The following is a 24,877-nucleotide window of genomic DNA, read 5'->3' as shown; positions in this document are numbered from 1 at the left end:
GGCCCCCGATATGGAGAGAGGATCAATACGCATCTTTGCTGAACAACACGTGTTTGACGGTGACGACGAGGATGCGGGCATCGAGGAAGAGCGAGGCGTCGCGCACATATTCGAGGTCGGAATTGACGCGCGCCTGCATCGCCTCCGCCGTTGGCGTCTCCCCCCGCTGCCCACGGATCTGGGCGAGACCGGTAATGCCGGGTCGCGCCTGCAACCGGCCGAGGTAGCCTGGAACGAGCGAGGCGTACGCCGTGTCCAGTGACGCGACATGGGGCCGTGGCCCTACGATCGACATGTCGCCGAAGAGCACGTTGAAAAACTGTGGCAGCTCGTCAGCGCTCGTCATGCGCAGGACCCGCCCGACCGGAGTCACGCGCCGGTCGCTGCGCCCGGCCTGGCGAAAATCCTCCCCGGTCGAGAAATACATCGAGCGGAACTTGTAGATCTGAAAGGGCCGCCCCCGGAGGCCGCTTCGCTCCTGACGAAAGATGACGGGACCGCGGCTCGTGATCCTGACGAGGACATAGATGAGAGCCATGAGGGGCAAAAACAGCGCGATCAGCGCGAGCGCCAGAGCGATATCTGTCGCCCGCTTGGAGGGTGCGAGCAGATGGGCATTGCCCCCGCCGCTATCGATCTCGCAGGCCTCCACTCTGACAAGGGCAGGCCGCCCCCGCGGTAGGATTGCGGCATCCTGCATGGCACCAGGACTGGCCGACGCATTGCCGGGACGCGAGGCAAACTCGAAGTCCGAAAGCTCGCTCATCGACAGCACCAGCCTCAAAGTTTAAAATTATCCTAATTTCAGTTAGACATTTGTTAGAATTCCTGTCAACATCCTCGTTAAGTCAAAAGCGAGTGGAACGGAGATGGGTCAGCCGAACCGCACTTTCTCCACAAGTTTAAATGCGTCGAGAAAGCTAATGAAACTAATTGTTCTCATTCTTTTTCTTTCCCTGAGTGGCGTATCGGCGGCCGACGAACTCCCACTGCAAACCGGTGATACGGTAGAAATGACCGTCACCGGGGTGCCGGACCTGACACGCCGCACCACGGTTGCGGCAGACGGCGTCATTTCACTTCCAATATTCGGAGATATCAAAGTTGTGGGGCTTTCGCCTTCGCAGGTGCGCGCGCGACTGAAGCGCGCTGCACCTGGAAAAATCTACCGGCCAAAACTACAAAATCCTAATGGGCAGGTCGTGTCGATCACGGCAGACGACGTGTTTTTCGATCTCGTCGCGAGCCGCCCCGTTTACGTCCATGGCGATGTGGGTGAGCCGGGCGAAGTCACGTATCGACCCGACCTGTCGGTCCGCCAGGCGGTGACGCTTGCCGGCGGCTACGACGTGGCACGGCTGCGCCAGGCCGATCCCTTCATCGAGATGGAGAATGCCCGCACCGATTACGCGGCTTTGTGGATTGCCTTTGCGCATCAGCAGGCGACCGTATGGCGTCTGGAAGCAGAGCTGCAGGGGCGCGACGACATCGGCCACGATGACATTCCCGCCGTTCCGATCGACCCTGAGCTCGTCTCCCAGATCCTGCGGACGGAGAAAAAGCAGCTCTCCCTCGACCTTTCCGATCACGCCTTGGACCGGCAGCAACTCGCCAAGACCCTCAAAGAGACCGAACGCCAGATCGACACTTTGGAAGAGCGGGACGACATGCAGACTGCGGAGCTGGCGGCGGCCCGGGCGGAGCTCGACAATCTGAAGGTTCTGGACAAGAAGGGCCTCGCCCAATCGACACGCATCAGCGACGCACGCCGTGCCATCTTGTTGACGAGCAGCCAGCAGCTCGAAACCACCGTCGAAAAGCTGCGGGCAACCGTCGAACGCGACGCTCTCGCCCGTCGTTACGACACCCTCGACGCCGAGCGCGAGGTCGCCCTGCTCAAAGCTCTGAAAGATGCCCGGCTAGAACTGGAGACAACCCGGACGGGACTGCGCTCGGCAGGTCAGAAACTCCTCTATGCCGGCCTGTTGCAGTCCGACCTTGTGCGCCGCCACGCCCCCGCGGACATCATCATCCACCGCAGCGATCCGGAGGGTGAGCCACAGAGCCTGCCCGCCTCCGAAGACGCACCGCTGATGCCGGGCGATGTCGTCGAGGTGAAACTGGAGCTGCCGAGAGAGCTCTTCACGACGCGACTCAATTGATCGCATCATCGCACGGCGGCAGGAATTTCCAACCACGGATCGGCGTCATTCACGACTAAACGACAGGACCGCAAAATGGCTTTCACGGGACGAGGTGCCGGCAGGCTTGCAGCTCTGTTCGGCGGAAGCAATCGAGCGTCGACGGGGCGTGCGGCCGGGCGGCCCGTGGGGCAGCCGGCGGAGCGCGGTGGACCGGCGGACGGGGTGGTAGACGGACCCGCGAATGCCCACTCCGTTATCAATTGCTTTGCCGAGCAGGTTACCCGGCGCCCCTCCGCCGCGGCGCTCCTCGCAGACACCGGTCCGATCACCTATCTCGCTCTCGACCAATGGTCGAACCGCATATCCCAGGTTCTGCGGCAGCACCGCGTTGGGCGCGGCGATCTCGTCCCGACGCTCACTCTCCAGAGGCCGCTCAGCGTCGCGGCCTATCTTGCCATTCTGAAGCTCGGCGCCGCCTATGTGCCGATCGATCCCAGCCTGCCCGACGGACAGATCGGCGCGCTCTTCGCGCGTTTGGACGCCCCTCTCGCACTGGTCGATGAAGAGCTCCTCGCCCGCCTTCCTGCAATCCCTGAATGGAGTGGCGACATCTTCTGCCTGCAGCATGAGGCTGAGCGGATCGCCGCCGCAGACCCTCGCCTCGAAAGCCCACCTCCGGGCGCTGAGGACCTCGCCTACATCATGTTCACCTCTGGCTCGACGGGGGCACCGAAGGGTGTGATGGTCCCGCATCGAGGCATCGTGCGACTGGTGAAAGGCGCCCAGTACGCCCGCATGGACGAGAGCGAGATCTTTCTTCAATTCGCTCCCCTCGCCTTCGACGCCTCCACTCTCGAGATCTGGGCGCCCCTTCTCAATGGCGGCGCCCTCGCTTTCATCGACAATCCGAGACCTTCACCGCTCGATATCGGCGAGGCGGTTCGCCGCCATGGCGTCACGACACTGTGGCTGACCTCCGGCCTCTTCAACCTGCTGATCGAGGAGGTGCCGGAGGATCTGATGCCCCTCCGGCAGATTTTGACCGGCGGCGACGTTCTCTCCGTCGCACATGCCGAAAAAGCGCGCCGCCTGCTCCCGCATGCGCATCTCGTGAACTGCTACGGACCGACGGAAAACACCACCTTCACCACCGCTTACGCCTTGCCGCCGACGGGCCCGATGCCGTCTCCGGCGCCAATCGGCAAGGCGATCCCCGGCACCACGACGCATATTCTGGATAGCAACATGCAGCCGGTCCCGGATGGAGAGATCGGCGAGCTCTACACCGGAGGTCTCGGCGTGGCGCTCGGCTATTTCGGCGAGCCGGAGCGGACGGAAAGGTCGTTCCTCGACGATCCCTTTGCAGAAGAGAGCGAAGCAAAACTCTACCGCACGGGGGATCTCGTCCTCAGAAATCCCGACGGAGACATCGAATTCATCGGTCGTGCGGACCTGCAGGTGAAGATCAACGGCAAACGCGTCGAGCTGTCCGAGATCGAAGCCATCCTGGAGGAAATGCCGAACGTCGCCGACGCCGTCGCGACGGTGCGCGAAATCCGCCCCGGCGAAAAACAGGTCGTCGCCTTCCTGCGGCCTGCGCAGGCTTGGCCCGACGAGGCGGCGATCATGGCGAGGCTGCGCCAGATCCTGTCGCCAGAGGCCGTCCCGGCAAGACTGAACGTGATGGAGCGTTTTCCGGTGAACCGGAACGGCAAACTCGACCGGACCGCGCTCCTCGCGACGCTTTTTGAGCCTCCCCGAAACCCGGGCGGCGAGAACGGCGGAGAGCCCGTCATGGCGCCGGCCCAGCACAGGGCAGCGAGGGAAGAAGCCGCATGAGAGAGGACAGCGCGACCAGGCACCATCGCAGGGAGCCCGACCTTGACTGAGAACGTCTTCCCGGAGGGCGCTTTCGTTGAACCGGAAGAGCCTTATCAGAGCGATGACGCTCCGGCGCGATCGTCCGATCCTGCCTGCGGGAACGCGCCCATCGTCTCGGCTCTTTTGACGGCCTGGGAAGATCTCCTGCAAGTCACGCACATCGGCCCGAACGACGATTTCTTCGCTCTCGGCGGCTCGTCCCTCACCGCCTACCGCTGCCTCGCCCAAATCCGCAGGCTCTATGGCTGCAACATTCCGCTGGAGACCTTCTATCGCGCTCCGACCGTCACCGCGCTTGCCGAAATCATCGCCGCAAAGAGCCAGCCGCAATCGCGCGCCATTGCCCTCCAACCCGCAGGCTCCCGCATCCCGATCATCGCCGTCCACGATACGGTTATCTACCGCGAGCTTGCCGCAAGGCTCGGCAGCGACCAGCCCTTTCTCGCGGTGCCGATGCCGGAAGAGGTCGATCTTCTTTGCCAGTCTTATTCGGAGATCGCGGCGCATGTCGTCACGGCGATCCGCGATGCGCGCCCCCGGGGCCCCTATATCCTCATCGGCTTCTGCTTTGCGGGACGACTTGCCCTCGAAATCGCACGTCAGATGAAAGAGACGGGAGAGAACATTCCTCTCGTCGTCGTCGTCGATGGCTGGGCGCCAGGATACCGCGCCGGCGGAGGGACGATGCTTGGGCGAACGGCCTTCTTCCTGCATCGCGCCTCAGCTCATCTGAGAGCGGCGCTACCGAACGGTTTCTCCGGCCTCCGCGACCTTCACCGGCGGAGCGACACCGTGCGGCGGCGCCTGATCTCCACACGCAATCTCGTTCGACGCATGATGAATGAGCCGGAACAGGCGCTCGACCCGGATGACCTCGCGCTCTTCAGGGCGATCGACGCCGCCGGCGAAAGGCACCGCGTGCAGGATTATCAGGGCGACGTCCTGGCGATCTGGAGCGACGATCAGCCGAGAAGCCGCTTCATCGACCAGGCCTTTGGCTGGACAAGCCTGATTCACGGCAAACTCAGCCACGCGCGGGTGGTTGGCTCCCACACCGAAATCTGGAGCGGGACCGGCCTCGACCAAATGGCTCAGGCCCTCGATAAGGCCCTCGCCCGGTACAATCACCTCACCGACGACGCGTCCCGGGAGGTTTGGAGAACGCACTCGCGCGAGCCGGGTTGTTCATCGCCCAGGCCGTAGATCATCTGAGCCGACACAAGCAGCAGGATTCAGCCCTCCGATCGGGGTCGGTCAAAAGGCCAGCCAGTCCGATTGCAGGACATCATCGAAGATATCGGCGACACCGTGCGCGGCGTGCTCAAACGCCTCGATGCCGAATCCGGGATCGGCGCTGGCGACAGACCGCACGGCACCGTGGGAGAGAAAACCACTGCCGGGCCCATGATCTTCATCGCTCGCAGCCGCGCCACGCTGCTCGACGCGAGCTGCAAAAGCTCCGAACAGGCTCCGCGGCCCCGTTGAGGAATCGTGTCCGGCGGGCGCGGTCGGCGGGCCTTTTGGCGTGACGGGAACCACACCGCCGCCCGGCAACACCGCCGCGTCGTCGTAGTCGCTGATCTCGATGACGATCGGATGGTCGGAGAGCTCGAAGGAAATCCGCTTGCCGTCTTCAGTGTGGGCAATCGCGTCGGTGCCACTGATCAGGGGATCATAGACGGAAAGGTCGGCGGTGCTTCCAACCGTCAGGGTCGACACATAGGCGGAGGCGGGCTTCTCGCTCGCCGTCGCACTGTCCCAGATCAATTCCTCGTTCCAGATAACGAGATCGACCGTCCCGTCGGCCTCCGTCAGGACCATATGCTTGGCCGTTTCGGGAAGGTTTTCGATCCCGTATTGCAGCGTCCCATGCGCCGTCGCTGAAACATCCGAATTGTCGGCGAGGATCGTCGTCAGATTGTGCAAAGCCGTCGCCGCCATCTTGGGGGAGCCATCGGCATTGAAGAGCCCCCAATTGTTCTCCGGATCGAGGTCGCGATCGTGATAGGGGTCCATCAGCTGATAAATGTAGGTTTTCTCGACGCCGTCTTCGGCTGCGTCCATCAGCACATTGAGGATCTGCTTGGCCTGCACCTCTTCGCTCACACCCATCGTGGCGTCGGGCAAGGTGTAGAAGCCGGTTTCCGTCACGACGACGGGCTTGTCGCCGGTCGGCATCCGGCTCGCCTCGAGAATGGTGTCCCATTGCTCCTGAGGTTTCAGAGAGTTCGGATAATAGATGTGGGCGTTGCCGTAATCGGCCCATTTCGAGAGATCCCCGAGAGAGGCCATGAGCTTCTCGTTGGCATACGCCACCGAGAGACCGATCACGGGGACATCGCCAAGGACAGCATTGGCGTTCACCGCCTGATAAAGATGCGCCTGGATCGAGCCGCCGGCGGCAAGCCCCGATTTGCCGGCAAGGCTCGCCGGCCAGAGATTGATTTCGTTGGGAGCCTCGATCGCGTCAATGCTGCCGGGATGGGTTTTCAAAAAGTCGGCGGCCGTCTTCACCCCTTGATCGATCAGAGGCGCCCCGTCGACCACCTGAACGAGAAAGTTGAAGTCGTAGCCCTTGGCCGCGAAATCCTCATAGACCTTTGCCTGGAAATTCAACGGGATGACGTCCCGCAGATTGTCGATACCGAGATAGACGAGTTCGCTCTCGACGAGCCCGGCCCGCGCATAGGCAGTATCCGTCCAGTTCAGATGCGTGTTGACGCCGATCGTATCGACGAACGCATCGGCGCTCATCGCACTCTTGAAATCGACCGCGCCCGTGCGTGTCGTGGAGGCCATATCAATCCAACCGTTGTTGACCGTTGGAGTTGATGCCTGGGCGAAGCCTGCGCCGAAGAGACCGAAAAGCAGCCCGACCGCCCGCAACAACTCGGGGCCACCAAGGGCACGCAGATTGTTAGAAATGAGATAAGAAACGACCATCTTTGGGATAAGTTATGTTCTGGTTAACTTTAGATCATAGAGATTACTCTACTTCACTATAAGATAATAGCAAAAAACTTATAGAATTTATTTGATAAAATTAGCTCTCACCGGTCTTTACGAGTTAGAAAGCCTAATGCAGCCTCTGGCGCAAGGAGCGCACATCGCTGCACGCTCGGGCACATAGCTGCACACTCGGGAAGAATGGTGTGTGGGCGGGCGCTGCGCCAGAGCGCGCCTTGCCGGATCAGGACAGGCGTCGAGTGGCGGCGATCCGCAAGAGAAGCCGGCCGGCGGAGACAGGCACGCGCGGCCCGCTCATGCAGGCGCCAACGCTCAAGGAGAGCGAGAACGCAGACGCAAGAGGCTGACGTGAGATCGGCTACGCGCGGCGAACGCCATCCGCCGCGCCATGCGTTTCTGTTCTAGGAGTGCGTTGCTGCCAGCGAGGGGCGCACAGCCTTCTCGTCTGCCGACCCGTCCAAGCCACGAAACGCCCGGCCCTCGGCATCGAACACATGCAGGCTTCCGGCGTCTGCGCCCAGTTTGAGACGCGCGCCACGTTCGACATTCACGTTGCCGGGAAGTTTGGCGATGAAGGGATGCTCTTCATCCTCGGTCTTGAAATAGACGAGCTGCACTTCGCCGAGATATTCCGCGTAATCGACAACGCCCTCGAAAATGTGCTCACCCTCGGTGATTCGGAGCTCCTCCGGCCGCACGCCGATATCGACGGCAGAGCCCTTGGCAGAACCTGGCGTGGGGACCGGCACCTGCATCCTTGTTCCGTTGGCATAGGCGATAACGGTTTTCGGACCGGTCTCCTCGACCCTCGCCGGTAGAAGGTTCATGGCCGGCGAGCCGATAAACTGGGCGACGAACAAGTTCGTGGGCTCCCGGTACAGCTCTTCCGGCGTCCCCACCTGCTCGATGCAGCCGTCCTTCAACACGACGATACGGTCGGCCAATGTCATCGCCTCCACCTGATCGTGGGTCACGTAGATCATCGTCGTGTCGGGCAGAGATTCCTTCAGCTTCGCCACTTCGATGCGGGTCGCCACGCGCAGGGCCGCGTCGAGGTTCGACAACGGCTCGTCGAACAGGAAGACTTCCGAATTGCGCACGATCGCGCGACCGATGGCAACGCGTTGCCGCTGCCCGCCGGACAGAGCTTTGGGAAGCCGGTTGAGATAGGGCGTGAGCTGCAAGATCTCGGCCGCCTGACGCACGCGCGCGTCGATCTTTGCCTTCTTTTCGCGCGCGATCTTCATGCTGAAGGCCATGTTGTCGTAGACCGTCATATGCGGATAGAGCGCGTAGGACTGGAACACCATGGCGATGCCGCGCTTGGCGGGCGGCACGTCGTTCATAAGCCTGCCGCCGATGCGCAATTCTCCGGAGGTCATCTCCTCAAGCCCGGCGATGACGCGCAATAGGGTCGACTTTCCGCACCCCGACGGGCCCACGAAGACGATGAATTCACCAGGATCGATATTGAGATCTATGCCGTGAAGAACCTCGTGATTGCCGTAGGATTTCTTCACCTGCTTGAGCGCAACACCCACCATGGCTTACTTCCTCGTTGCTTCGTTCCGGTCGCGCTGTCCCGCGCGGCACCCGGCGATCCAAAATGTTCTTCTCTGACGAGCCTGCCGAACTGAAGGCGTGGCCCGCCCGGCGGTTGTGACGCCGCTCAATGCTCTGAAGCCCCCGGCATCAGCTTGATCAGGAGACGCGTCACGGGGTCCGGAATGCGGTTGCGGATCTCTGCCTCGTTCTTGCGGTTGATTGCGGCCCCGACAAGCTTCGCGCCGATATAGCGGAACGGCTCCGGCGGCAGGCTTGCGCGTCCGGCGAGCCCCACGAGCCCGCATTGGCTCCAGCGATCTTTACGACCGAGCGCCAGGCTTGCGAGAATGTGTCCGCCAATCGGCGCCTGCGCAATGCCCGTGCCGTTGTAGCCCATGCCGAAGAAGATGTTGGGCTGGTCCTTGAGATGATCGAACACCGGCACGTGCTCAGGGACGCAGTCGATCGGCCCTGCCCAGTCGAATTCGACCGGCACGCCACGCAGTTTGGGATAGAGCCGATGAAGCTCGCGCAGATTGTCTCGTACGCCCTGCGGGTTGCGGTTGAAACTCGGACCGAAATCGCCGCGGAACGCGACGCCACCGGTGCCGCGCCCGAGAACAACGCGGCCCTCGTCCGTCCGTTGATAATAAAGCACCTGATCCTGGGAATCGCAGATGGACGCCCCGTCTCGCCACCCGAGACGGTCGAGAATGCCAGGCGCCTTGCCCGTGGCGATGACCCGGCTGTCGACCACATACATATGATGCCTGAGTTCCGGCAGGGCCGACAGCCAGGCGTTGGCTGCAAGCACGACCTTATCGGCCTCGACCACGCCGTTCGACGTGCGCAACCTTACGGTCGCGCCGGGAACGATCTCCTGCACGGGACTGCGCTCGTGGATCGTCACACCGCGTGAGATCGCAAGATCGCGAAGACCGCACGCAAGCTTTGCCGGCTGCACCGTGCCGGCATTCTTTTCGATGACACCGAGATAGGATGCGCTCGAGCCCGTCCGCCGTTCGATATCTTCTGCGCTGAGCAGCTCGAAACGGTCGGCCCCCGCCGCCTCGGTCATGGCGACGGCTTTCGCCCAGGCGCCTTCTTGCGCGATCGAACTTGCCGTCCACAGCCAGCCGTCGAGCCTCAGATCCATATCGACGAGACCGGAACGCTGCAGCTCTTCGAGCTCGGCGATCGAATCGACGGAGGCAAGGCAAAGGCTTCGGGCCTCCTCGTCACCGACGACCGCACTCAGCTGGTCGATCTCTGCAAACCAGGAATGCACCTGACCGCCGTTTCGGCCCGACGCGCCGGAGCCGCAGAAATCGGCTTCGAGCAGGACGACACGGGTGTCCGGCGCGGCTTCCTTGATCCGCAAAGCCGTCCACAGGCCGGTATACCCGCCCCCGACGATGGCGACATCGGCGCGCACGTTCCCCGCCACCGGCGGCGTTGCCGCATCAGCTCCGATATCCTGGAGCCAGAACGCCCGGTCGCTCGGTTGCGCGGCACTCGGCTGCCTCAAAGTGATTGTGGCCATCAGTCTTTCCTAGCCGTAACGACGAATTGCGGGATCCCGGACGACGCGGTCAGGCGATCGGTCTTTTCGGTCGAGGCCGGCGCAAGTCCGTCCGCAACGACAGACCCCTGCCGGCCCCCGAGATATCGAAGATGCCTCGCGCCCATCACTTATTTGCCGATGCCCTCGGCAAGACCGCGGATGAAGTAGCGCTGGGTTGCAAAGAAGATGATCACGATCGGCAAAGCCGAAATGGTCATCGCGGCGAAGACGACCGAATAGTCGGTGCCGTGCTTGGCCATGATCGCGGTCAGACCGACCGGCAAAGTCGTCATGTCCGTGCCGCTCGTGAACACCATTGCGAAGATGTATTCGTTCCAGGCGAACAAGACGTGCAGGATGATGCACGAGGCGATGATCGGCCGACACATCGGCAGGATGATCCGCCAGAATCGCTGACCTTCGCTCGCACCGTCCATCGTCGCCGCCTCGTCGAGTTCGCTCGGCAGATCGAGCATGTAGGCGCGAATGAGGAAGGTGGTGAACGGCACGCGAAACGCCGTGTAGAGGATGATGAGCGCCCAGAAAGTGTTGTAGAGGCCGAGCGCCTGGAACATCTTGACGAGCGGAATGAGCGCCACGGTCGGGCTGAGCATCAGACCCCCCAGGACCACGATCAGCACGATCGGCTTGCCCGGCAGCTTGCTGCGCGTCAGCCCGAATGCCGTCCAGGCACTGATCATGACGGTGCAGATCGCCGACGCGACCGTGACGAGAACGCTCACCGCCACATAATCGCGCACGCCCTGGTTCCAGGCGCGCACATAATTCTGCCAGGACCATTGCGTCGGCAATGCGAACGGATCGCCGAAGATCTGGACGTTGTTCTTGAAGCCGTTCATCGCCATCCACAAAAGCGGGTAGACGACAACGATGCCGAGGCAGATGAGGAACGACCAAAGGAACGCCTTGGAGAGCCCCGTCCAGATGCTGGTTTCCTTGACGGGGGCCGCGGTTTCCGTGCTCACCATTGCACCCTCCGCCGCTTCGTGTACCAGAGCTGCGCGATGCCGGTGAGGAGCGTGACGACGAAGACCACCGCCGCGATCGCCGCGCCATAGCCGAAATTGTTCTCGATGAAGCCCTGCTGATAAAGCCAGGTACCGAGGACCTGACTGCTGTTGTTCGGCCCGCCGCCCGTCATCACCATGACCTCGTTGAACACCTGAAAGGCGCCGGTGATGGTGACGATGACCATGAGACCGGTCATCTCGCGGGTGAGCGGGAAGGTCAGGCTCCACAGCCGCCGGATCGGGCCCGCCCCGTCCATGATCGCCGCATCGAACAATTCGCGCGGGATCTTCTGGATGGCGACCGCAAACAAGAGCGTCGAATAGCCGAAACCCTGCCACTGGCTCATCGCGATGATGGCGTAGATCGCCGTGTGTTCGCTGCCGAGCCAGGGCTGAATGAGAAAGCCGAGCCCGATGTTATCAAGGGCTGCGTTCAGCAGACCGATCTTGGGCTGGTAGATGAAATAGAAGAGAAGGCCGCTGACGGTGATCGAGATGGCGGAGGGGATGAAATAGACCGCGCGCCAGAAACGTCGCCAGCGGTCGCTGGCCAGCCCCTCGATGGTCGCCGCCAGCACGAAAGCGCCGAAGACCTGAAAGACGATCGAGAGCCCGGCATAGGCAAAGTTGTTCCAGAGCGCGCGCCAGACGACGGGATCGTGGATCAGCCGGTCGTAATTGGCGAGGCCCACATGCAGGACTTCACCGGTGAAGATGTCTTCCTCGGTCGTGCTGATCAGAAAATTGTCGACGATCGGATAATAGACGAACCAACACAGGACGATCAGCGAGATCGCCACCCAGCGAAGCGATGCGACGTTGCGCAGGTGGGCGCGCCAGCGCCCACCTGCCACCGTTTCAAGCGCGTCTTCGTTTCTGGTGCTGACCGAAAGCCGCCCCAGATCCGAACCTGTCGTTTTCACCGACGGGCCTCCGCCTTGGCCGCCTCCCGGACCTTATCCACGACCTCTTCCGGGGTCATGGTGTCTCCGGCGAGAGCCTGCAGGCTGGTCAGCCACGCCGCGGCCACATGCGGTGTGTTGGCCGTATCGAGCCAGGGCATGAGATAGGACGCCTCGGCAATATCCTGCATCCCCTCGACCACGGTCGGGCTGGACACCTCTTCGTTGACGACACCCTTGACCGAGGTCGGCTGGCCATAGGGCGGTGCCGACAGGGTCTTGGCATTCTCAGGCGAGGTCACGAATTTCATGAAGTCGATCGCGAGCGGGATGTTGGAGGAGCGGGCATTGATCATGTAGCCCTCCGGCGCGCCCTCGATGGCTTTCGGATCGCCCTCCGCATCGGCCGGCGCCGGCAGCTGGAAGAAGCCGAAATCCTCGACCTTCAGAGGCGTGTCCGTCGTCGCGCTTTGATCGAACTCCAGGATTTCCTGATAGTACATCGCCGATTGAGCGTTGCTGAACGCCTGCAGCGCCGACGCATAGGACGTGCCGTTCATCGAGGCGCCGTCTGTGCAATGCTCCTCGATCTGTTTGAACTCTTTCAGAGCCTTCACGTAGCCCGGATGGGAGTATTCCGCCTGTTCCGGATCGAAATCCTTCTCGAGCGTCTCCTGCGGCACGTTGTAGGCAAGCAGCTGACCGACATAATGGACGACAGGCCAGGCTTCCTTGTTGCCGAGCGAGATCGGCGTGACACCCGTCTCTTTAAGGGCGTCGCAGGCGGCGATCAGCTCGTCGAAGGTTTCCGGCTTGTCGATACCGGCCTTCTCGAACATGGCCTTGTTGTAGCCCATGAACTTGGCGTCGAGATAAAGCGGAATGCCGAAATATTTGTCATTGTAGATGAATGACTTGACGGCAGCCGGAGCGAATGTCTCGCCCCATTCCGTGCCCGGACCGATCACCTTCGTCAGATCGACGGCGCGGTTGCCGCGGACGAAATTGTGGCCCCAATTGCCGGTCCAGGTGAAATAGATGTCGGGCAGAGAGTTGGAGGCCACAAGGGTCTTGGTCTTGCCTTTGACGCTGTCGTCACTCTCCTGGTCGAGCTCGACCGTCACGCCCGGATGCAGCTCTTCATATTTCTTCGCCAGCTCCTCAAAGAACGGCGAAAGCTGCTCCAGACCGAATTTCGTGAGGACGGAGACCGTCCCCTCATATTTCACAGGGGCGTCGGGATCGGCCACCACGACCTCTTTCAGCGGTGCAGCCGGACCCGCGGCCGTCGAAAGGATCAGTGCGGAGACGGCGACGCCTGCCATCACCGCGGCCTTCAGTGGATGCTTCATTGCTTCTCCTTCAGTGCGGTTGAACCCATTGTTCGCATCGCCCCGCGGGCGAGGTTTCTGCCGAAGCGACCGCAATCAGGGCCAGCCATCGGCGCATCGAGCGGCCGGCGCCCAAGGGGCGTACATCCGCAAGGCAAATGGGTTTGCGGCAGAACTAGTCTGACATCTTGTGGCCGAGAGGCGGCGGCAAGATCGGAGCGATTGCCTCTGCACGCAAAGTTGGACCGGGAATCGACCGCGCGGCGAACAGCCGGCAGCGCCGATGTTTCACGCGTGCACCGAGCGCCCTCGCGCCGGAACCAGACCGTCTCTGAAGGGCCAACAAAGCTCTGCGCAGATGCCCGAAAACGGGCGACACGGCCGGAATTGCGAGCCTTCAGGCCGCTGGCGATTTGTGCAGGAACAAGAGGACGGGGCGTTGCGCGCGTCTCTGCGCCGAGATAGCGCCCGGCATCGACAGGAGTTGCCGCAGCAACACTGATCTCGCCTGAGCCCATCGCGCCAACCCCTTTGGCATGGTGTCAAAGTCGCTGAAAAGAGGTGACCCTTTCCATTAGACGTCAGACAACATTGCCGTCAGCAGAGTGTCAAGGCGGAAATTTCGCCATGCTCATTATTGCTGCAATGCAGCATTCACCCGTTCGGATATCCGCCATATTTGGCTTTCCAGCCAAAAGCAGGACAGTAGCGTTCTAAGAAATGTCGCCGGCCAGGATGAATCGGATCCGGTCCGGGCCGCAACAAATTGTGCTTTTCAAGAGACGAAGAACAGTACGCTGGAAGCTCGGCGCCGCCGAGGAATGGCACCACGACCCCCACCTCTGCCGCACTCCGCGCCTTACAGCGCTTGAAGCTCGCGGCGGATCAGGATGGCGCTGTCGCGCATCGGCGGCAGAGGATCGAGCCAGTACTTGGAGGAGGTGAACTCAAACGAGAGACTTCCCGCATAGCCCCCGCCCTGAAGTTCGGCGAGGAATGTGTGCAGCGGATAGGACCCGTCGCCCCAGGCGAGGTGGGCGCCCGCATCATCGCCGTCGATGAAATGTACATGCGCCAGATCGGGGCCGAAGCGCCCGAGATAATCGCCGATCGTCTCGCCGGCAGCCACCATCGCGGCCGTATCGAGAATGGCCTTCACGGCCGGAGAGCGAAGCTCCTCCATCATCCGAGCGAGATCGCCACTCGTGTTGATGACGTTCGATTCCGCCCGTGTCAGCGGCTCCAGCAGAAGCACGATTCCAAGCCTTTCGGCGTGCCTGCATAGGAGGGAAAGCCCCTCCGCAGACCGCTTCCAGGCCTCGCCCGCATCCTGATCGGCATAACCCCAGCCAGGCGTGACGAGGAGATAGGGGCTCTCGAGCTCGACGCAGGCCGACAGGCTGTCGAGAAAATACCTCAAGCTGCGCTCGCGGATCACGGCCTCTTCGGCCGCGATATTGATGGGATAGACGCATTGCTCCGGCGTGAAACAAACGAGCTCGAGTCCGCGGGCCCGAATGTCGTCGCGGATTTTGCGGGCCTGCTGGAGCCACGGATCCCCAAGATGAAAATGCGGCTGCGCACCCCAGAGTTCGACGCGCGACAGACCGGCCTCCGCCACATCGTCCAGGAACCGCGAGAATGAATGGCGGAAATAATGGAAGTTCATTCCGCAAAGCTGATTTTCCGCAAGCGTCGACATGTGTTTCTGCCCGGCTTTGATTACCGCCACCCGTTTCGTGACCGATCGATACCAGCAGATCAGACATCTGACAATTCAGAGAGACGTGCCGCGGCAAGCCCCATTCAGGTCGACACGAGGTGCGATCGCTGCCGCCACCCCCCTTATTTGCGCGCGAAATTGAACGCGAAATGGCTGCCCTTGTACCAATCGCTTGCAAACATGATCGGCTCGCCGGAGCGTGTGAAAACCGTTTCGTCGATCAGAAAGGCAGGCCCGAAATCGGAGAGCCCGTGACGGGAAACGGCACTTTCCGGCAGCATTTCCGCGCGCGCCTCGGCCGTCGACATGCGCGGCGGGTAGCCGTAGCGTTCCAGCACGGCGTTGAGCGAGCCGCTCCAATCGACCTCGTAGATCGGATCGGAAATCAAACTGCGACGGATCATGGCGAGGCAGTAGATGAGCGGCTTGCGCTCATGCAGCCGCAGCCGCTCCAGCCGGATGATGGTTTCGCCGGGCGCCAGCTTCAGCGCGGCCCGCACCGCCTTGTCAGGCGTCTCCTCGGAAAACCCCAACACCCGGTTTTCATAGCTGTAACCGAAATGGCCGGCCATCTCGGTGATGCTCTCGAAATGCGTGATCGAACGGGCGACGTGCAGCGTCCCCGCCGCGGTCAGAAACCGGCCGCGCCCGTGTTCGACGGAGAGAATTCCCGCCTGCTCCAAAAGCTTGAGCGCCTCACGGATGGTCGGGCGCGAACCGCCGAGATGCGCCTTGAGCTCTGCCTCCGTGGGAATCTTCTCGCCAGCCTTCAGGCCCCGTTCCGCCACGAGATTGAGAATGCCGTCGCGGAACCGCATGACAGTCGTCTGCCCTCCTCCACCAGCGCCAGCCATGTCTTCATCCTCGCCCTTTGCGGCATCGGGTCGTCGGTGAGGCCGAAACCCTGCCATGCGCGGGCTCACGGCGCCCGCATCAACACCTTACCCGCCTAAGGCGGAACGTAGCGAGTTGACAAGTGCCTGCTGTCGGGCCATCAACTTGTCAGACAACATGGCCGCTGGCGATCGGCGACCTGTCTGGAAGGCTAGAAGGATCATCCGCTGATGCTCAATTTCGACGAAAAGCGTTTTCTCGCGATCCAATCGGGCGCGGTCGCAACGGCCGGCGAGCTCGACGCCATCGTGGGTGCGGCTCTCAAAGCCGGCGCGCCCAATATTTTCTTCCTCGGCACGGGCGGCGCGGCAATCTTGATGCAGCCCGCCGTGGAGCTTCTGCGTGCCCGCTCGTCCTTCCCCGTTTTTGGCGGCCACACGGCGGAGCTTCTCGCCGCCGGTTCCGCCAATCTCAAAGAAGGCACGCTCGTCATCATGCCGTCTTTGTCCGGCACGACGAAGGAGAGCGTCGCCTTTCTCGAGCTTGCCAAGGAACGTGGCGCCAAGGTCGTCTCTCTCGTCGGCCACGCCGATACGCCGCTTGGCCGTAAGGCGGACCACGCGATCGTCAATTTCGCCGCCGACGATACCTCATCGGAGAGTTTTTACGTCCAGTCGCTCTTCGCCGCGCTTTCGGTGATGAAGCACCGCGGCGAGATCGACAATTACGATGCCCTCATCGCCGAAATTCAGCACTTGCCGCGCGAGCTTCTCCGCATGAAAAAGGCGGTCGAGCCGAAAGCCGAAGACTACGCCAAGGTGATCGCGGGCTCCGACTGGCACATCGTCTCCGGCGCCGGCAATGTCTGGTACGAGGCATTCTATTACGGCATGTGCATTCTTGAAGAAATGCAGTGGATCCGAACCCGCCCGATCCATGCGGCCGATTTTTTCCACGGCACGCTGGAACTCGTGGAAGAAGGCGTCAGCGTCATCCTGATGAAGGGCGAAGGCCCGAACCGGGCGCTGGCCGAACGCGTCGAAGCCTTCGTGCCGAAGGTCGGCGGCTCGCTCACCATCCTCGACACCAAGGATTACCCGACGGAGGGCCTTTCCGCGGAAGCGCGAGAGCTGCTGGCCCCGGCCTTCCTCGCCACCATGCTGGAGCGCATCAGTGCGCATCTTGAGGTGATGCGCGACCATCCGCTCACGACGCGCCGCTATTATCGCCGTGTCGAATACTGAGCCATGGCTTGCAGCCGTCGGTGACAATTGCATCGACGAAATCGGGGCGAAGCCGGACGAAGGCGCCCGCTTCCACCCCTCGGTGCGCCTTGCCGGCGGCAATGCCGTGAATGTCGCGGTGCAGGCCCAGATTTTGGGCCTGCCCTCCACCTATTTCGGCGCCGTCGGGCGCGACGACAATGGCGACATCATCGCCCGCGAGCTTCACCGCAACGGCGTCGATACGAGCTTTCTCGTTCGCCGGTCGAAACCGACCTCCGTCACCCAGGTGCATGTGACGGACAAAGGCGAGCGCATCATCGCGCTTGAGGATTTTGGCGCCTGCGCCGGCTACCGGCCGAGCGAGGCATCCTTCGAGCGTCTTCTTGAAGCCGCGCATATCCATATCGGCTGGCTCGACGATGGCGGTGCGCTGAAGCGGCGCCTTAAGGCGGCCGGCTGCTCGCTCTCCCAGGATCTCTCGGTGAACAATGCGCCGGAGCACCTGACGCCCGACGCGCTCGACATCGCCTTCTGCTCGCAGCCGGGCTCACCGCAAGCCGCCGAAGCGCTCGGCAAAGGCCTGCTCGAAAAGGGCGCAGACCTCGTCGTCGTCACACGCGGCGCAGAGGGCGCTTCCGTCATTTCCCCAAGCCGCAGCCTGCATCTGCCGGCGGAGCCGATCAGCCCCGTCGACACGACGGGAGCAGGCGACAGTTTCATTGCGGGCTTCCTGGTGGCGCGCCTTCAAGGCGCCGATGACGCGGAGGCGGCGAAGGCCGGCATCCGCCGCGCCAGCGCCACCTGCCTCCACGAAGGCGGCTTTCCCCAGCGAAGCGAATAGGCGCGAGCGAATAGCTCGCGCGCCCGAAAAACACCCGCCTCAGAAAAGCGAACGGCCCGGGGATGGATCTCATCCCCGGGCCGCTCTTTAGGCGTTGATATTGGTATCAGCCGATCAGAACTGGAAATCGCTCTGATCGAGATCGCTGGCATTGATCCCAACGAGGGTCAGAATGTCGCCGTCGCCGAGATCGATCGTGGCATTCCCCTCGGCATCGCTGCCGATCGACCCTTGCACGTCGGCGAAGCTTCCAAAGCCCGATCCCGTCAGGTTGATGAGATCGGTGCCGTCCTCGAAGCCGTAGACCATGTCCGAGCCGTTGTCGGCAACGGAGACGTAGATGTCCTGCGCCCCGTCATCGGCCCCGAGATAGATGACGTCATCGCCCGCGCCGCCATAGGCGACATCGGCACCGTCGGAGGCGAAGATCGTATCGTTGCCGGCACCACCATAGATGGTGTCGTCGCCGGCGCCGGCGCCCAGCTGATCGTCACCGAGGCCACCGCCCGAGACGTCGTTGCCGTTGCCGGAGAGAAGTACATCGTCTTCGTTGCCGCCATAGCTCGTGTCGTCATCGTCGCCGCCATAGGTCGTATCGGCCCCGTCGGCACCGAAGAGCACGTCCTGGCCGGCCGCACCGAAGCCGAGATCGTTGCCGGTCCCGCCACCGATGAAGTCGTTGCCCGCACCGCCGGCCTGCTCATCGTCGCCGGCACCACCATACATCTGGTCGTTGCCTTCGCCGCCAGCCGCCGTGTCGTTGCCGTTGCCGCCGAACATCAGATCGTCGCCGTCGCCGCCGAAGGACAGATCGTCGCCGTCACCGGAGAAAAGCGTATCGGCACCGCCGCCGCCTTCGATCGTATCGGCCCCGAGACCGCCGGCGATCGATTCCGAATTGTCCGACCCTTGGAGATCATCGTCTTCGTCCGTACCGACCGGCGGCGTCGGGCCAGACGGGCCACCCGAAACCCTGTAGGAGATCAGCCCGTCGGTGACAGAAAAATAGCTGGCGTTCAGGTTATCAGCCACGTCGATAGTGACGGAACTCCCACCGACATCGAATGTAATCTCGCCGTTGCTGTAGGCGAACGAACTGATGCTCTGGCCGCTCCCCAGGTCAACCGAGATGATGTCCCCCGCCGAGAAGTCCGTGATGGTTTCACCGTTGAGCTCCGAGGCCAGACCTGAGAACGTGTCGTTACCGGCTCCGCCACTCAGCGTATCGGCACCTGCGCCACCAAAGATCGAATCAGCGCCCGCGCCGCCCGAGATCACGTCCGCACCGTCATTTCCGACGAGACTGTCCGCACCGGCATTGCCATTCAAGGTGTCCGTCCCGCTGCCGCCGCTCAGACTGTCATCCTCAGAGCCACCATAAACGACAAAGTTTTCCGCATTCGTGGCCGTCGCCAGAGTATCTAGGCCCTGGCTAAATACACCACGATCCTGCACATCGACGCTAAAGGTGAGCGCTCCACTAACGGAAGAAGCAGCCGTCAGGGAGACGGTGTCGTTTTCGGTTCCACCGTTGATGCTGTCACCGCCATCCGCTGTCACGGAGATAAAGTCGTCGCCTGCCCCACCGTCGACGGTATCGGTCCCGGCGCCCGTGGCGATCGAGTCGGCTCCGTCCTCACCGTAAAGTCTGTCCGCTCCATCGCCACCAAGGATCGTGTCATTTTCGGTGCCGCCATAAAGCGTGTCATTGCCCGCACCGCCGCTCACGCTGTCGGCACCGCCTTCGCCGTTAACGGTGTCGTTTCCATCACCGCCGGAAATCGTGTCGTTGCCAGAGCCACCTCTCAGACTATCGGCACCGCCACCACCGCTGATCGTATCGGCCGCACTACTTCCTGTGACGTAAAACGTTTCGACATTCTCAACCGTCGCCAACGTGCCGGAGCCGCCGTCGCTCAAGGTGGCAACATTGGAAGCGTTGACGGTCATTGCGAACGCTGAATCCAACTCCGCACTAATGTAAGCACGGTCCTCGCCGTCCCCGCCGTCGATGCTGTCGCCGCCACCAGCTTGCACAGTGATGGTGTCATTGTCGGCACCGCCGTCGACCGTATCGGCTCCCGCTCCTGTGGTAATTCGGTCAGCGCCCGCGGCGCCGAGGATAGAATCGGCACCGCCCCCGCCATTCAGCGTGTCGTTATCAATGTTGCCACTGAGAGTGTCGTCGTATTCCGAGCCCGTCACATTGAAGGCTTCAATATCAACCGCCGCAGCAAGCGTATCACTGGGGTTATCGCTGGTCATGACGCCGCCATCGGTAGCGTCTCCGGTGAAGATGACCGGGCCGTCCTGACCACTCGCAGTCAGGATGAGCGTGTCAGTGCCGGTGCCCCCGTCAATACTGTCGCCGCCGCCAGCAGACACAGTGATGGAATCATTGCCAGCACCTGCCACGATCGAATCCGCGCCAGCGTCGGTAGAGATGGTGTCGTTTCCGTCGCCGGTGGCGATCGTGTCGTTACCGGTGCCGGTAGTGATATTGAACACTTCAACATCTTCGACGCTCGCCAGCGTAGAAGATCCGTCATCCATGTCGGTGATACCCGACGAATTCAGATCGAATGTCACATCGCCTGCGATGGCGCTCGCATCAAGCGCCAGGGTATCGGTGTCGCCGACACCGCCATTGATGCTGTCGCTATTGCCGCTGTCCGCCAAGACACTGATGTAGTCACTTCCAGTCCCCGCATCGATTGAATCAGCGCCAGCGCCGGCGGAGATGGTGTCGTTGCCACTGCCGGAGAGGATCGAATCTGCGCCTGCGCCGGTCGAAATCGTATCGTTTCCGTTCCCCGTAGCGATCGTATCGTTGCCGCTGCCGGTATTGATATTGAACACTTCAACATTTTCGACGCTCGCCAGCGTAGAAGATCCGTCATCCATGTCGGTGATACCCGACGAATTCAGATCGAATGTCACACCGCCTGTGATGGCGCTAGCATCAAGGGTCAGGGTATCCGTGCCGGCACCGCCGTCGATGCTGTCACCGCCGCTGACATCGGCAATGACACTGATACGATCATTGCCATCTCCGGCATCGATCGAATCGGCGCCATCGCCGGTCGAAATCGTATCGGCCCCGTCGCCGGTCGCGATCGAATCATCGAAATCGCCAGACGTGGTGATCTCGAAGTTCTCGACGTTGACGACGCTTGCAAGCGTACTGCCGCCGGACGTCATCGTGCTGATGCTGTCGCTCGCGCCGCCCCAGACAAACTCTACGGCTGCGTCGAGAGTGTCCGCATCAAGGAGGACCCGATCCGTCCCCTCGCCACCATCGATGGTGTCGCCACCACCCCCGTCAACCGTATCGGCGACCAGCCGAATGTCATCGCCGCCACCGAGGGCGGAGATGGAATCGGCGCCCGCACCCCCGAAGATTGTATCGGCAAACTCCGATCCTTCGAGCGTGTTGTTTCCAGCATCGCCGTTATAAGTTGGCATGGCTTTCGTCTTCCTTGTCTGGTGGGAGGCGAGCAAATTGCCGCACGTCGTCCTCAGCGCTAGACAACAAATATTGCGAGAGGATTAATGGCCGCATTATCACTCGAATTGCCGCCACAAGTAGAACATTTTTGAACGGCCCGCAACTTTTAGCCGGCGCTATAAAATCTGTGGCTGATATACCCCAATTTGTAAGAGAAAACGCTTACGCAACTACTTTCATGTAGGAATACATGCAAAAATATATAAAAATACATATTATTTTTAAATCTACATGTAGCTTTGTCGTACAAATTTAACTGATATGAAGAGACTCCGAAAAGCCGAAAAGGCGCCGCAGACAGCCAGAAAGGGCGACGCGAGCGACCACCGAATGCCGCCTATTCGGGCGTTCGCCGGGGTTTCTCGGTGAAGCTGTGGGTGGTGAAGCTGCGGGTGAAGCCGTCGCGATGATCAGGGTCGCACCAGGGACCGTTCAGCCCCGCTTCGGCTTAAGCCACACCATAGGCTCTGAGCGAGAGCCTGCCTCCGCGCTCAATGTCGTCACGCTCAATCGCATAGAAATCGGGGCGACCGGCGAGCGCGATGAACACGCCATGATACATGCCGTCTTCGGGATGGCGTTGGATTGCGGCCGGCTCCCCATCGATCTCGATGAGCGAGACGCCGGTCCGCGCCGCCAGAACTGTCAGCTCCGCAAGCGAGAACTGTTGGAGCTTGCCGCAACGCAGCGCTTGGACGCGATCCTCTGAGACATCGAGCAGCTGCTGCACGCGCGCATCAGAGAGCGGGCTGAGAAACCGATCGAGATGCACCATCAGATTGGAGCGGGCACGCATCTCCCGTGCCTCTTCGGGGGTGGCGCAGAGCGCCTCCCAGACACAGTCATATCTCTCCATGGTCGCGTCTCTCCAAGCGGCGTCGCCGCCGCGTCAATCCACATCATCCCGCGCGGCTTCGTGCTCCGCCGCAACGCGACCAATGCTTGCCGTCGGGCGGGCCGCGATCACTGGCGAGGAGCGCCGTCACAAGGCATCCGGCCTCGCCGGCGCCGAGCTCACGCCGCGGGGGCCGGGAGCGGCTTGAAACAGCGATAGATGCCGTAAACGCAGCCGAACGGCCAGAAGAGAACGCATGCAACGAAAAGCCAGGGATTTCGTGCCGCCGCAGCCTGATAGGCGCCAAACAGCGAGAAAAACGCGACCGCAAGCACGATCAGATGCCACACAGAAAAAGACACGACCGCCTCCTTTTGCGGCTGCCTAGCCCGAGAGCCGGCGAGCCGCAAGCCTCGCCAAATTCTGACGGTTTCAGCATGCCCGACGAGCGACATACGCGGATTGCTGCAGGTCTTCGACACTTTGAAGAAGTCTCGGCCGAGCCATCACTCGGCAGCAAGGAGGGCGAAAGCGACGGAGGTCACCAGCATGACAGCGAAAAGCACATTCACTGCCCGTCCGATTGCCGGGTTCGTCAGTATTCTCGAGAAGATCGCGCCAAAGGCGAGCCATGCCGTGTTGACGATGACAATGACGAGCGCGAGTGCGGCCAGCTTGTAGACGGCATCGGCCGTGAGATCGTCCGCGACGACGGTGTGCCCCGCATAGACGGCCCCGATCGCGGCAAAGGCCTTCGGATTTGCAATCGCCAAACTGAAGCCTGGCACGAAGGCCGGCGCTTGCTCCGAGCGCGGAGCCAGCGGCCCGACCGGCGCCGTGGCAATTTTCCAGGCGAGATAGAGGATGTAGATCCCGGCGAGGATCGTCAGCGCCGTGAGAAACACCGGCTGAGCCAGGATAAGCGTGGTCACGCCCGTCGCGATCATAAGCAGGACGCCGGTCGTTCCCGCGATGATGCCGACAAGGTAGCTGAGGCTCGAGCGGAAACCGAAGGCCATGCCAAGGCCGGCAAGGCTCATTGTGGCCGGCCCCGGGCTTCCCATCAGCGGGAACGCCGCAAGCCAGAGCAGAAGGAGTTCATTCGCCATAGGCCAGGCCCATGCGGGGAGCCGCACGCTCCTGAACGAGAAGATGCGCGAAGGCCGAGAGGACGCCAAGGCCGATCGCCAGATACCAGACCTGATCGTAACTTCCGTAGCGATCGAAGAACACTCCACCGAGCCACACCCCGGCAAACCCGCCGAGCTGATGGCTCAGGAACACGAAGCCGAACAGGGTTCCCATCGCGCGCGGGCCGAACATGGTCAAAACCAGAGCGCTCGTGAGCGGAACGGTCGACAGCCAGAGCCCGCCCATGACGAGCGCGAAGACCATGACCGAAGTGGGCGTCACCGGCAGGGAGATGAAGACAAGGATCGCGAGCGCCCGCAGCGCGTAAATCGCGGCAAGCACGTAGGGTTTCGGAAATCGGCTTCCCAGATGCGACGCGAAGAGAGTGCCGAAGATATTGGCAAAGCCGGCGAGTGCGAGCGCCTGCAGGCCCAGCGCCCGTAGCTCCGCCGCAGAGGCTGTCGAGACGCAGAAATTCTGGACGTAGTTCGGAAGATGCGCCGTGATGAAGGCAAGATGGAAGCCGCAGACGAAGAACCCGGCGCTGAGCAGGGTGTAGCTCGAATGGCCGAATGCCTTTCTGACTGTCTGGGTGAGAGAAGCGTCGTCCCCGCCGCCCATCCTCGGACTGACTTGCGCACGGAGAAAAGGGATGCACAGGGCCATCGGGGCGAGCGCAAACGTGACGACGACGAGCGTCATCCGCCAGTCGAGCCATTCGATCAACCAGGAGACCAGAAGCGGCAGGACGACCTGTCCCGTCGACCCCATGGCGGAGGTGATGCCGAGATAACGAGCGCGTTTTTCCTCCGGCGCCGCCCGCCCGACCACGGCGAGGACAACACCGAACGCCGTACCTGAAATTCCCATGCCGACAAGGACGCCGGCGCCGACATGCTGCGCGAGCGGCGAGGTCCCGGCAACGCAGATCAGCATGCCGGCGACATAGCAGAGGAATCCGGGCCACAATGCGCGCCGGTCGCCGAACTTGTCGGCAATGATGCCGAAGCCCGGCTGCGCCAGGCCCCAGACAAGGTTCTGAATGGCGATCGAAAGCGAGAAGACCTCGATTCGACCACCGAACAGGTCGCTCGACAGGGGCTCGACGATGCCGCCGAAAACCGCACGCACGCCGAAGGCCAATGCGAGCACGACGCTGCCGGCGACCACGATGATCAAGCTGCCGCGATCGTCACGACGGATTGTCGTCACATCGGCCCTCATCCAGCATCAGCCCTTTCACGTCGCATCACACCGAACCGTGCGTGCGGGCTTACCCGCACATTGGGATTGACGTCGAAGCTAGCAGCGCCCTACACTTTTTAATATCGAATATTGATGAAGTCTGGATTTTGATTTCATGAAGACTTGTTGATCTTCGAAATCGGCCTCGCGCGCCATGGAAGGCAAATCT

Annotated in this window: 19 protein-coding genes; 5 read left to right on the top strand and 14 right to left on the bottom strand. The window is 61.9% G+C overall.

All coding sequences use genetic code 11. The features are described from left to right. Window positions 1-22 precede the first annotated feature (22 nt). The gene (locus J2R99_RS08705) at window positions 23-766 is read right to left on the bottom strand and encodes a sugar transferase (protein WP_307154030.1); all 744 of its coding nucleotides are present in this window, start codon (window positions 764-766) and stop codon (window positions 23-25) included. Window positions 767-923: 157 nt separating this feature from the next. On the opposite strand from J2R99_RS08705, the gene J2R99_RS08700 reads away from it, so the two are divergent. The 3 genes from J2R99_RS08700 (at window position 924) to J2R99_RS08690 (ending at window position 5,228) form a co-directional block, all read left to right on the top strand. After that, window positions 924-2,162 (top strand): polysaccharide biosynthesis/export family protein, encoded by a 1,239-nt coding sequence (locus tag J2R99_RS08700; protein ID WP_307154029.1) that lies wholly within the window; start codon window positions 924-926, stop codon window positions 2,160-2,162. Between the two features lie 204 nt (window positions 2,163-2,366). Next, complete coding sequence (locus J2R99_RS08695; protein WP_307154028.1) at window positions 2,367-3,983, top strand: amino acid adenylation domain-containing protein; 1,617 nt, start codon at window positions 2,367-2,369, stop codon at window positions 3,981-3,983. Window positions 3,984-4,025: 42 nt separating this feature from the next. Next, a complete protein-coding gene (locus J2R99_RS08690) occupies window positions 4,026-5,228 on the top strand; it encodes a thioesterase domain-containing protein (RefSeq protein ID WP_307154027.1) in 1,203 nt (400 codons plus the stop codon). A gap of 51 nt (window positions 5,229-5,279) precedes the next feature. Here J2R99_RS08690 and J2R99_RS08685 read toward each other — a convergent pair whose 3' ends face one another. The 8 genes from J2R99_RS08685 to J2R99_RS08650 all read right to left on the bottom strand — a co-directional run bounded on the left by J2R99_RS08685 (window position 5,280) and on the right by J2R99_RS08650 (window position 15,906). Continuing rightward, window positions 5,280-6,824 carry a hypothetical protein gene (locus J2R99_RS08685; RefSeq protein WP_307154026.1) on the bottom strand — a complete coding sequence of 515 codons (1,545 nt, stop codon included), beginning with the start codon at window positions 6,822-6,824 and terminating at the stop codon, window positions 5,280-5,282. A gap of 569 nt (window positions 6,825-7,393) precedes the next feature. Then, window positions 7,394-8,536 (bottom strand): ABC transporter ATP-binding protein, encoded by a 1,143-nt coding sequence (locus tag J2R99_RS08680; RefSeq protein WP_307154025.1) that lies wholly within the window; start codon window positions 8,534-8,536, stop codon window positions 7,394-7,396. A gap of 125 nt (window positions 8,537-8,661) precedes the next feature. Further along, entirely contained in the window at window positions 8,662-10,080 is a 1,419-nt protein-coding gene (locus J2R99_RS08675; protein ID WP_307154024.1) for an NAD(P)/FAD-dependent oxidoreductase, read from the bottom strand. A gap of 149 nt (window positions 10,081-10,229) precedes the next feature. Then, window positions 10,230-11,090: a carbohydrate ABC transporter permease gene (locus tag J2R99_RS08670; RefSeq protein ID WP_307154023.1), complete on the bottom strand. Its 861-nt coding sequence runs from the start codon at window positions 11,088-11,090 to the stop codon at window positions 10,230-10,232. Continuing rightward, complete coding sequence (locus J2R99_RS08665) at window positions 11,084-12,055, bottom strand: carbohydrate ABC transporter permease (protein WP_307154022.1); 972 nt, start codon at window positions 12,053-12,055, stop codon at window positions 11,084-11,086. Before J2R99_RS08665 ends, J2R99_RS08670 begins: the two co-directional genes overlap by 7 nt. Beyond that, the gene (locus tag J2R99_RS08660) at window positions 12,052-13,386 is read right to left on the bottom strand and encodes an ABC transporter substrate-binding protein (protein ID WP_307154021.1); all 1,335 of its coding nucleotides are present in this window, start codon (window positions 13,384-13,386) and stop codon (window positions 12,052-12,054) included. The genes J2R99_RS08665 and J2R99_RS08660 overlap by 4 nt, the downstream gene beginning before the upstream one ends. Before the next feature lie 838 nt (window positions 13,387-14,224). Beyond that, window positions 14,225-15,067, bottom strand: a complete 843-nt coding sequence (locus tag J2R99_RS08655) for a sugar phosphate isomerase/epimerase family protein (protein ID WP_307154020.1) — start codon at window positions 15,065-15,067, stop codon at window positions 14,225-14,227. Between the two features lie 143 nt (window positions 15,068-15,210). Further along, window positions 15,211-15,906, bottom strand: a complete 696-nt coding sequence (locus J2R99_RS08650) for a GntR family transcriptional regulator (RefSeq protein ID WP_261215300.1) — start codon at window positions 15,904-15,906, stop codon at window positions 15,211-15,213. Between the two features lie 246 nt (window positions 15,907-16,152). Between J2R99_RS08650 and J2R99_RS08645 the strand changes: the two genes are divergently transcribed. Further along, entirely contained in the window at window positions 16,153-17,166 is a 1,014-nt protein-coding gene (locus tag J2R99_RS08645) for an SIS domain-containing protein (RefSeq protein ID WP_307154019.1), read from the top strand. After that, on the top strand, window positions 17,153-17,989 hold the full coding sequence (locus J2R99_RS08640) for a PfkB family carbohydrate kinase (RefSeq protein ID WP_307154018.1): 837 nt from the start codon (window positions 17,153-17,155) through the stop codon (window positions 17,987-17,989). The genes J2R99_RS08645 and J2R99_RS08640 overlap by 14 nt, the downstream gene beginning before the upstream one ends. Window positions 17,990-18,103: 114 nt before the next feature. Here the strand turns inward: J2R99_RS08640 and J2R99_RS08635 are convergent, their stop codons facing one another. The 5 genes from J2R99_RS08635 to J2R99_RS08615 all read right to left on the bottom strand — a co-directional run bounded on the left by J2R99_RS08635 (window position 18,104) and on the right by J2R99_RS08615 (window position 24,675). Beyond that, window positions 18,104-21,454 (bottom strand): beta strand repeat-containing protein, encoded by a 3,351-nt coding sequence (locus tag J2R99_RS08635; RefSeq protein WP_307154017.1) that lies wholly within the window; start codon window positions 21,452-21,454, stop codon window positions 18,104-18,106. A 491-nt stretch (window positions 21,455-21,945) separates the two neighbouring features. Beyond that, window positions 21,946-22,353 carry an XRE family transcriptional regulator gene (locus tag J2R99_RS08630; RefSeq protein WP_307154016.1) on the bottom strand — a complete coding sequence of 136 codons (408 nt, stop codon included), beginning with the start codon at window positions 22,351-22,353 and terminating at the stop codon, window positions 21,946-21,948. A 158-nt stretch (window positions 22,354-22,511) separates the two neighbouring features. Beyond that, window positions 22,512-22,694: a hypothetical protein gene (locus tag J2R99_RS08625; protein WP_307154015.1), complete on the bottom strand. Its 183-nt coding sequence runs from the start codon at window positions 22,692-22,694 to the stop codon at window positions 22,512-22,514. Between the two features lie 144 nt (window positions 22,695-22,838). Further along, window positions 22,839-23,441 carry a LysE family translocator gene (locus J2R99_RS08620; protein WP_307154014.1) on the bottom strand — a complete coding sequence of 201 codons (603 nt, stop codon included), beginning with the start codon at window positions 23,439-23,441 and terminating at the stop codon, window positions 22,839-22,841. Continuing rightward, window positions 23,431-24,675: an MFS transporter gene (locus J2R99_RS08615; RefSeq protein WP_307154013.1), complete on the bottom strand. Its 1,245-nt coding sequence runs from the start codon at window positions 24,673-24,675 to the stop codon at window positions 23,431-23,433. The genes J2R99_RS08620 and J2R99_RS08615 overlap by 11 nt, the downstream gene beginning before the upstream one ends. Window positions 24,676-24,877 lie beyond the last annotated feature (202 nt).

Source organism: Rhodopseudomonas julia (assembly GCF_030813515.1).
Lineage (GTDB): Bacteria > Pseudomonadota > Alphaproteobacteria > Rhizobiales > Afifellaceae > Afifella > Afifella julia.
The sequence above is the reverse complement of the archived record's forward strand: the minus strand, read 5'-3'. Positions and strand labels throughout refer to the sequence as shown.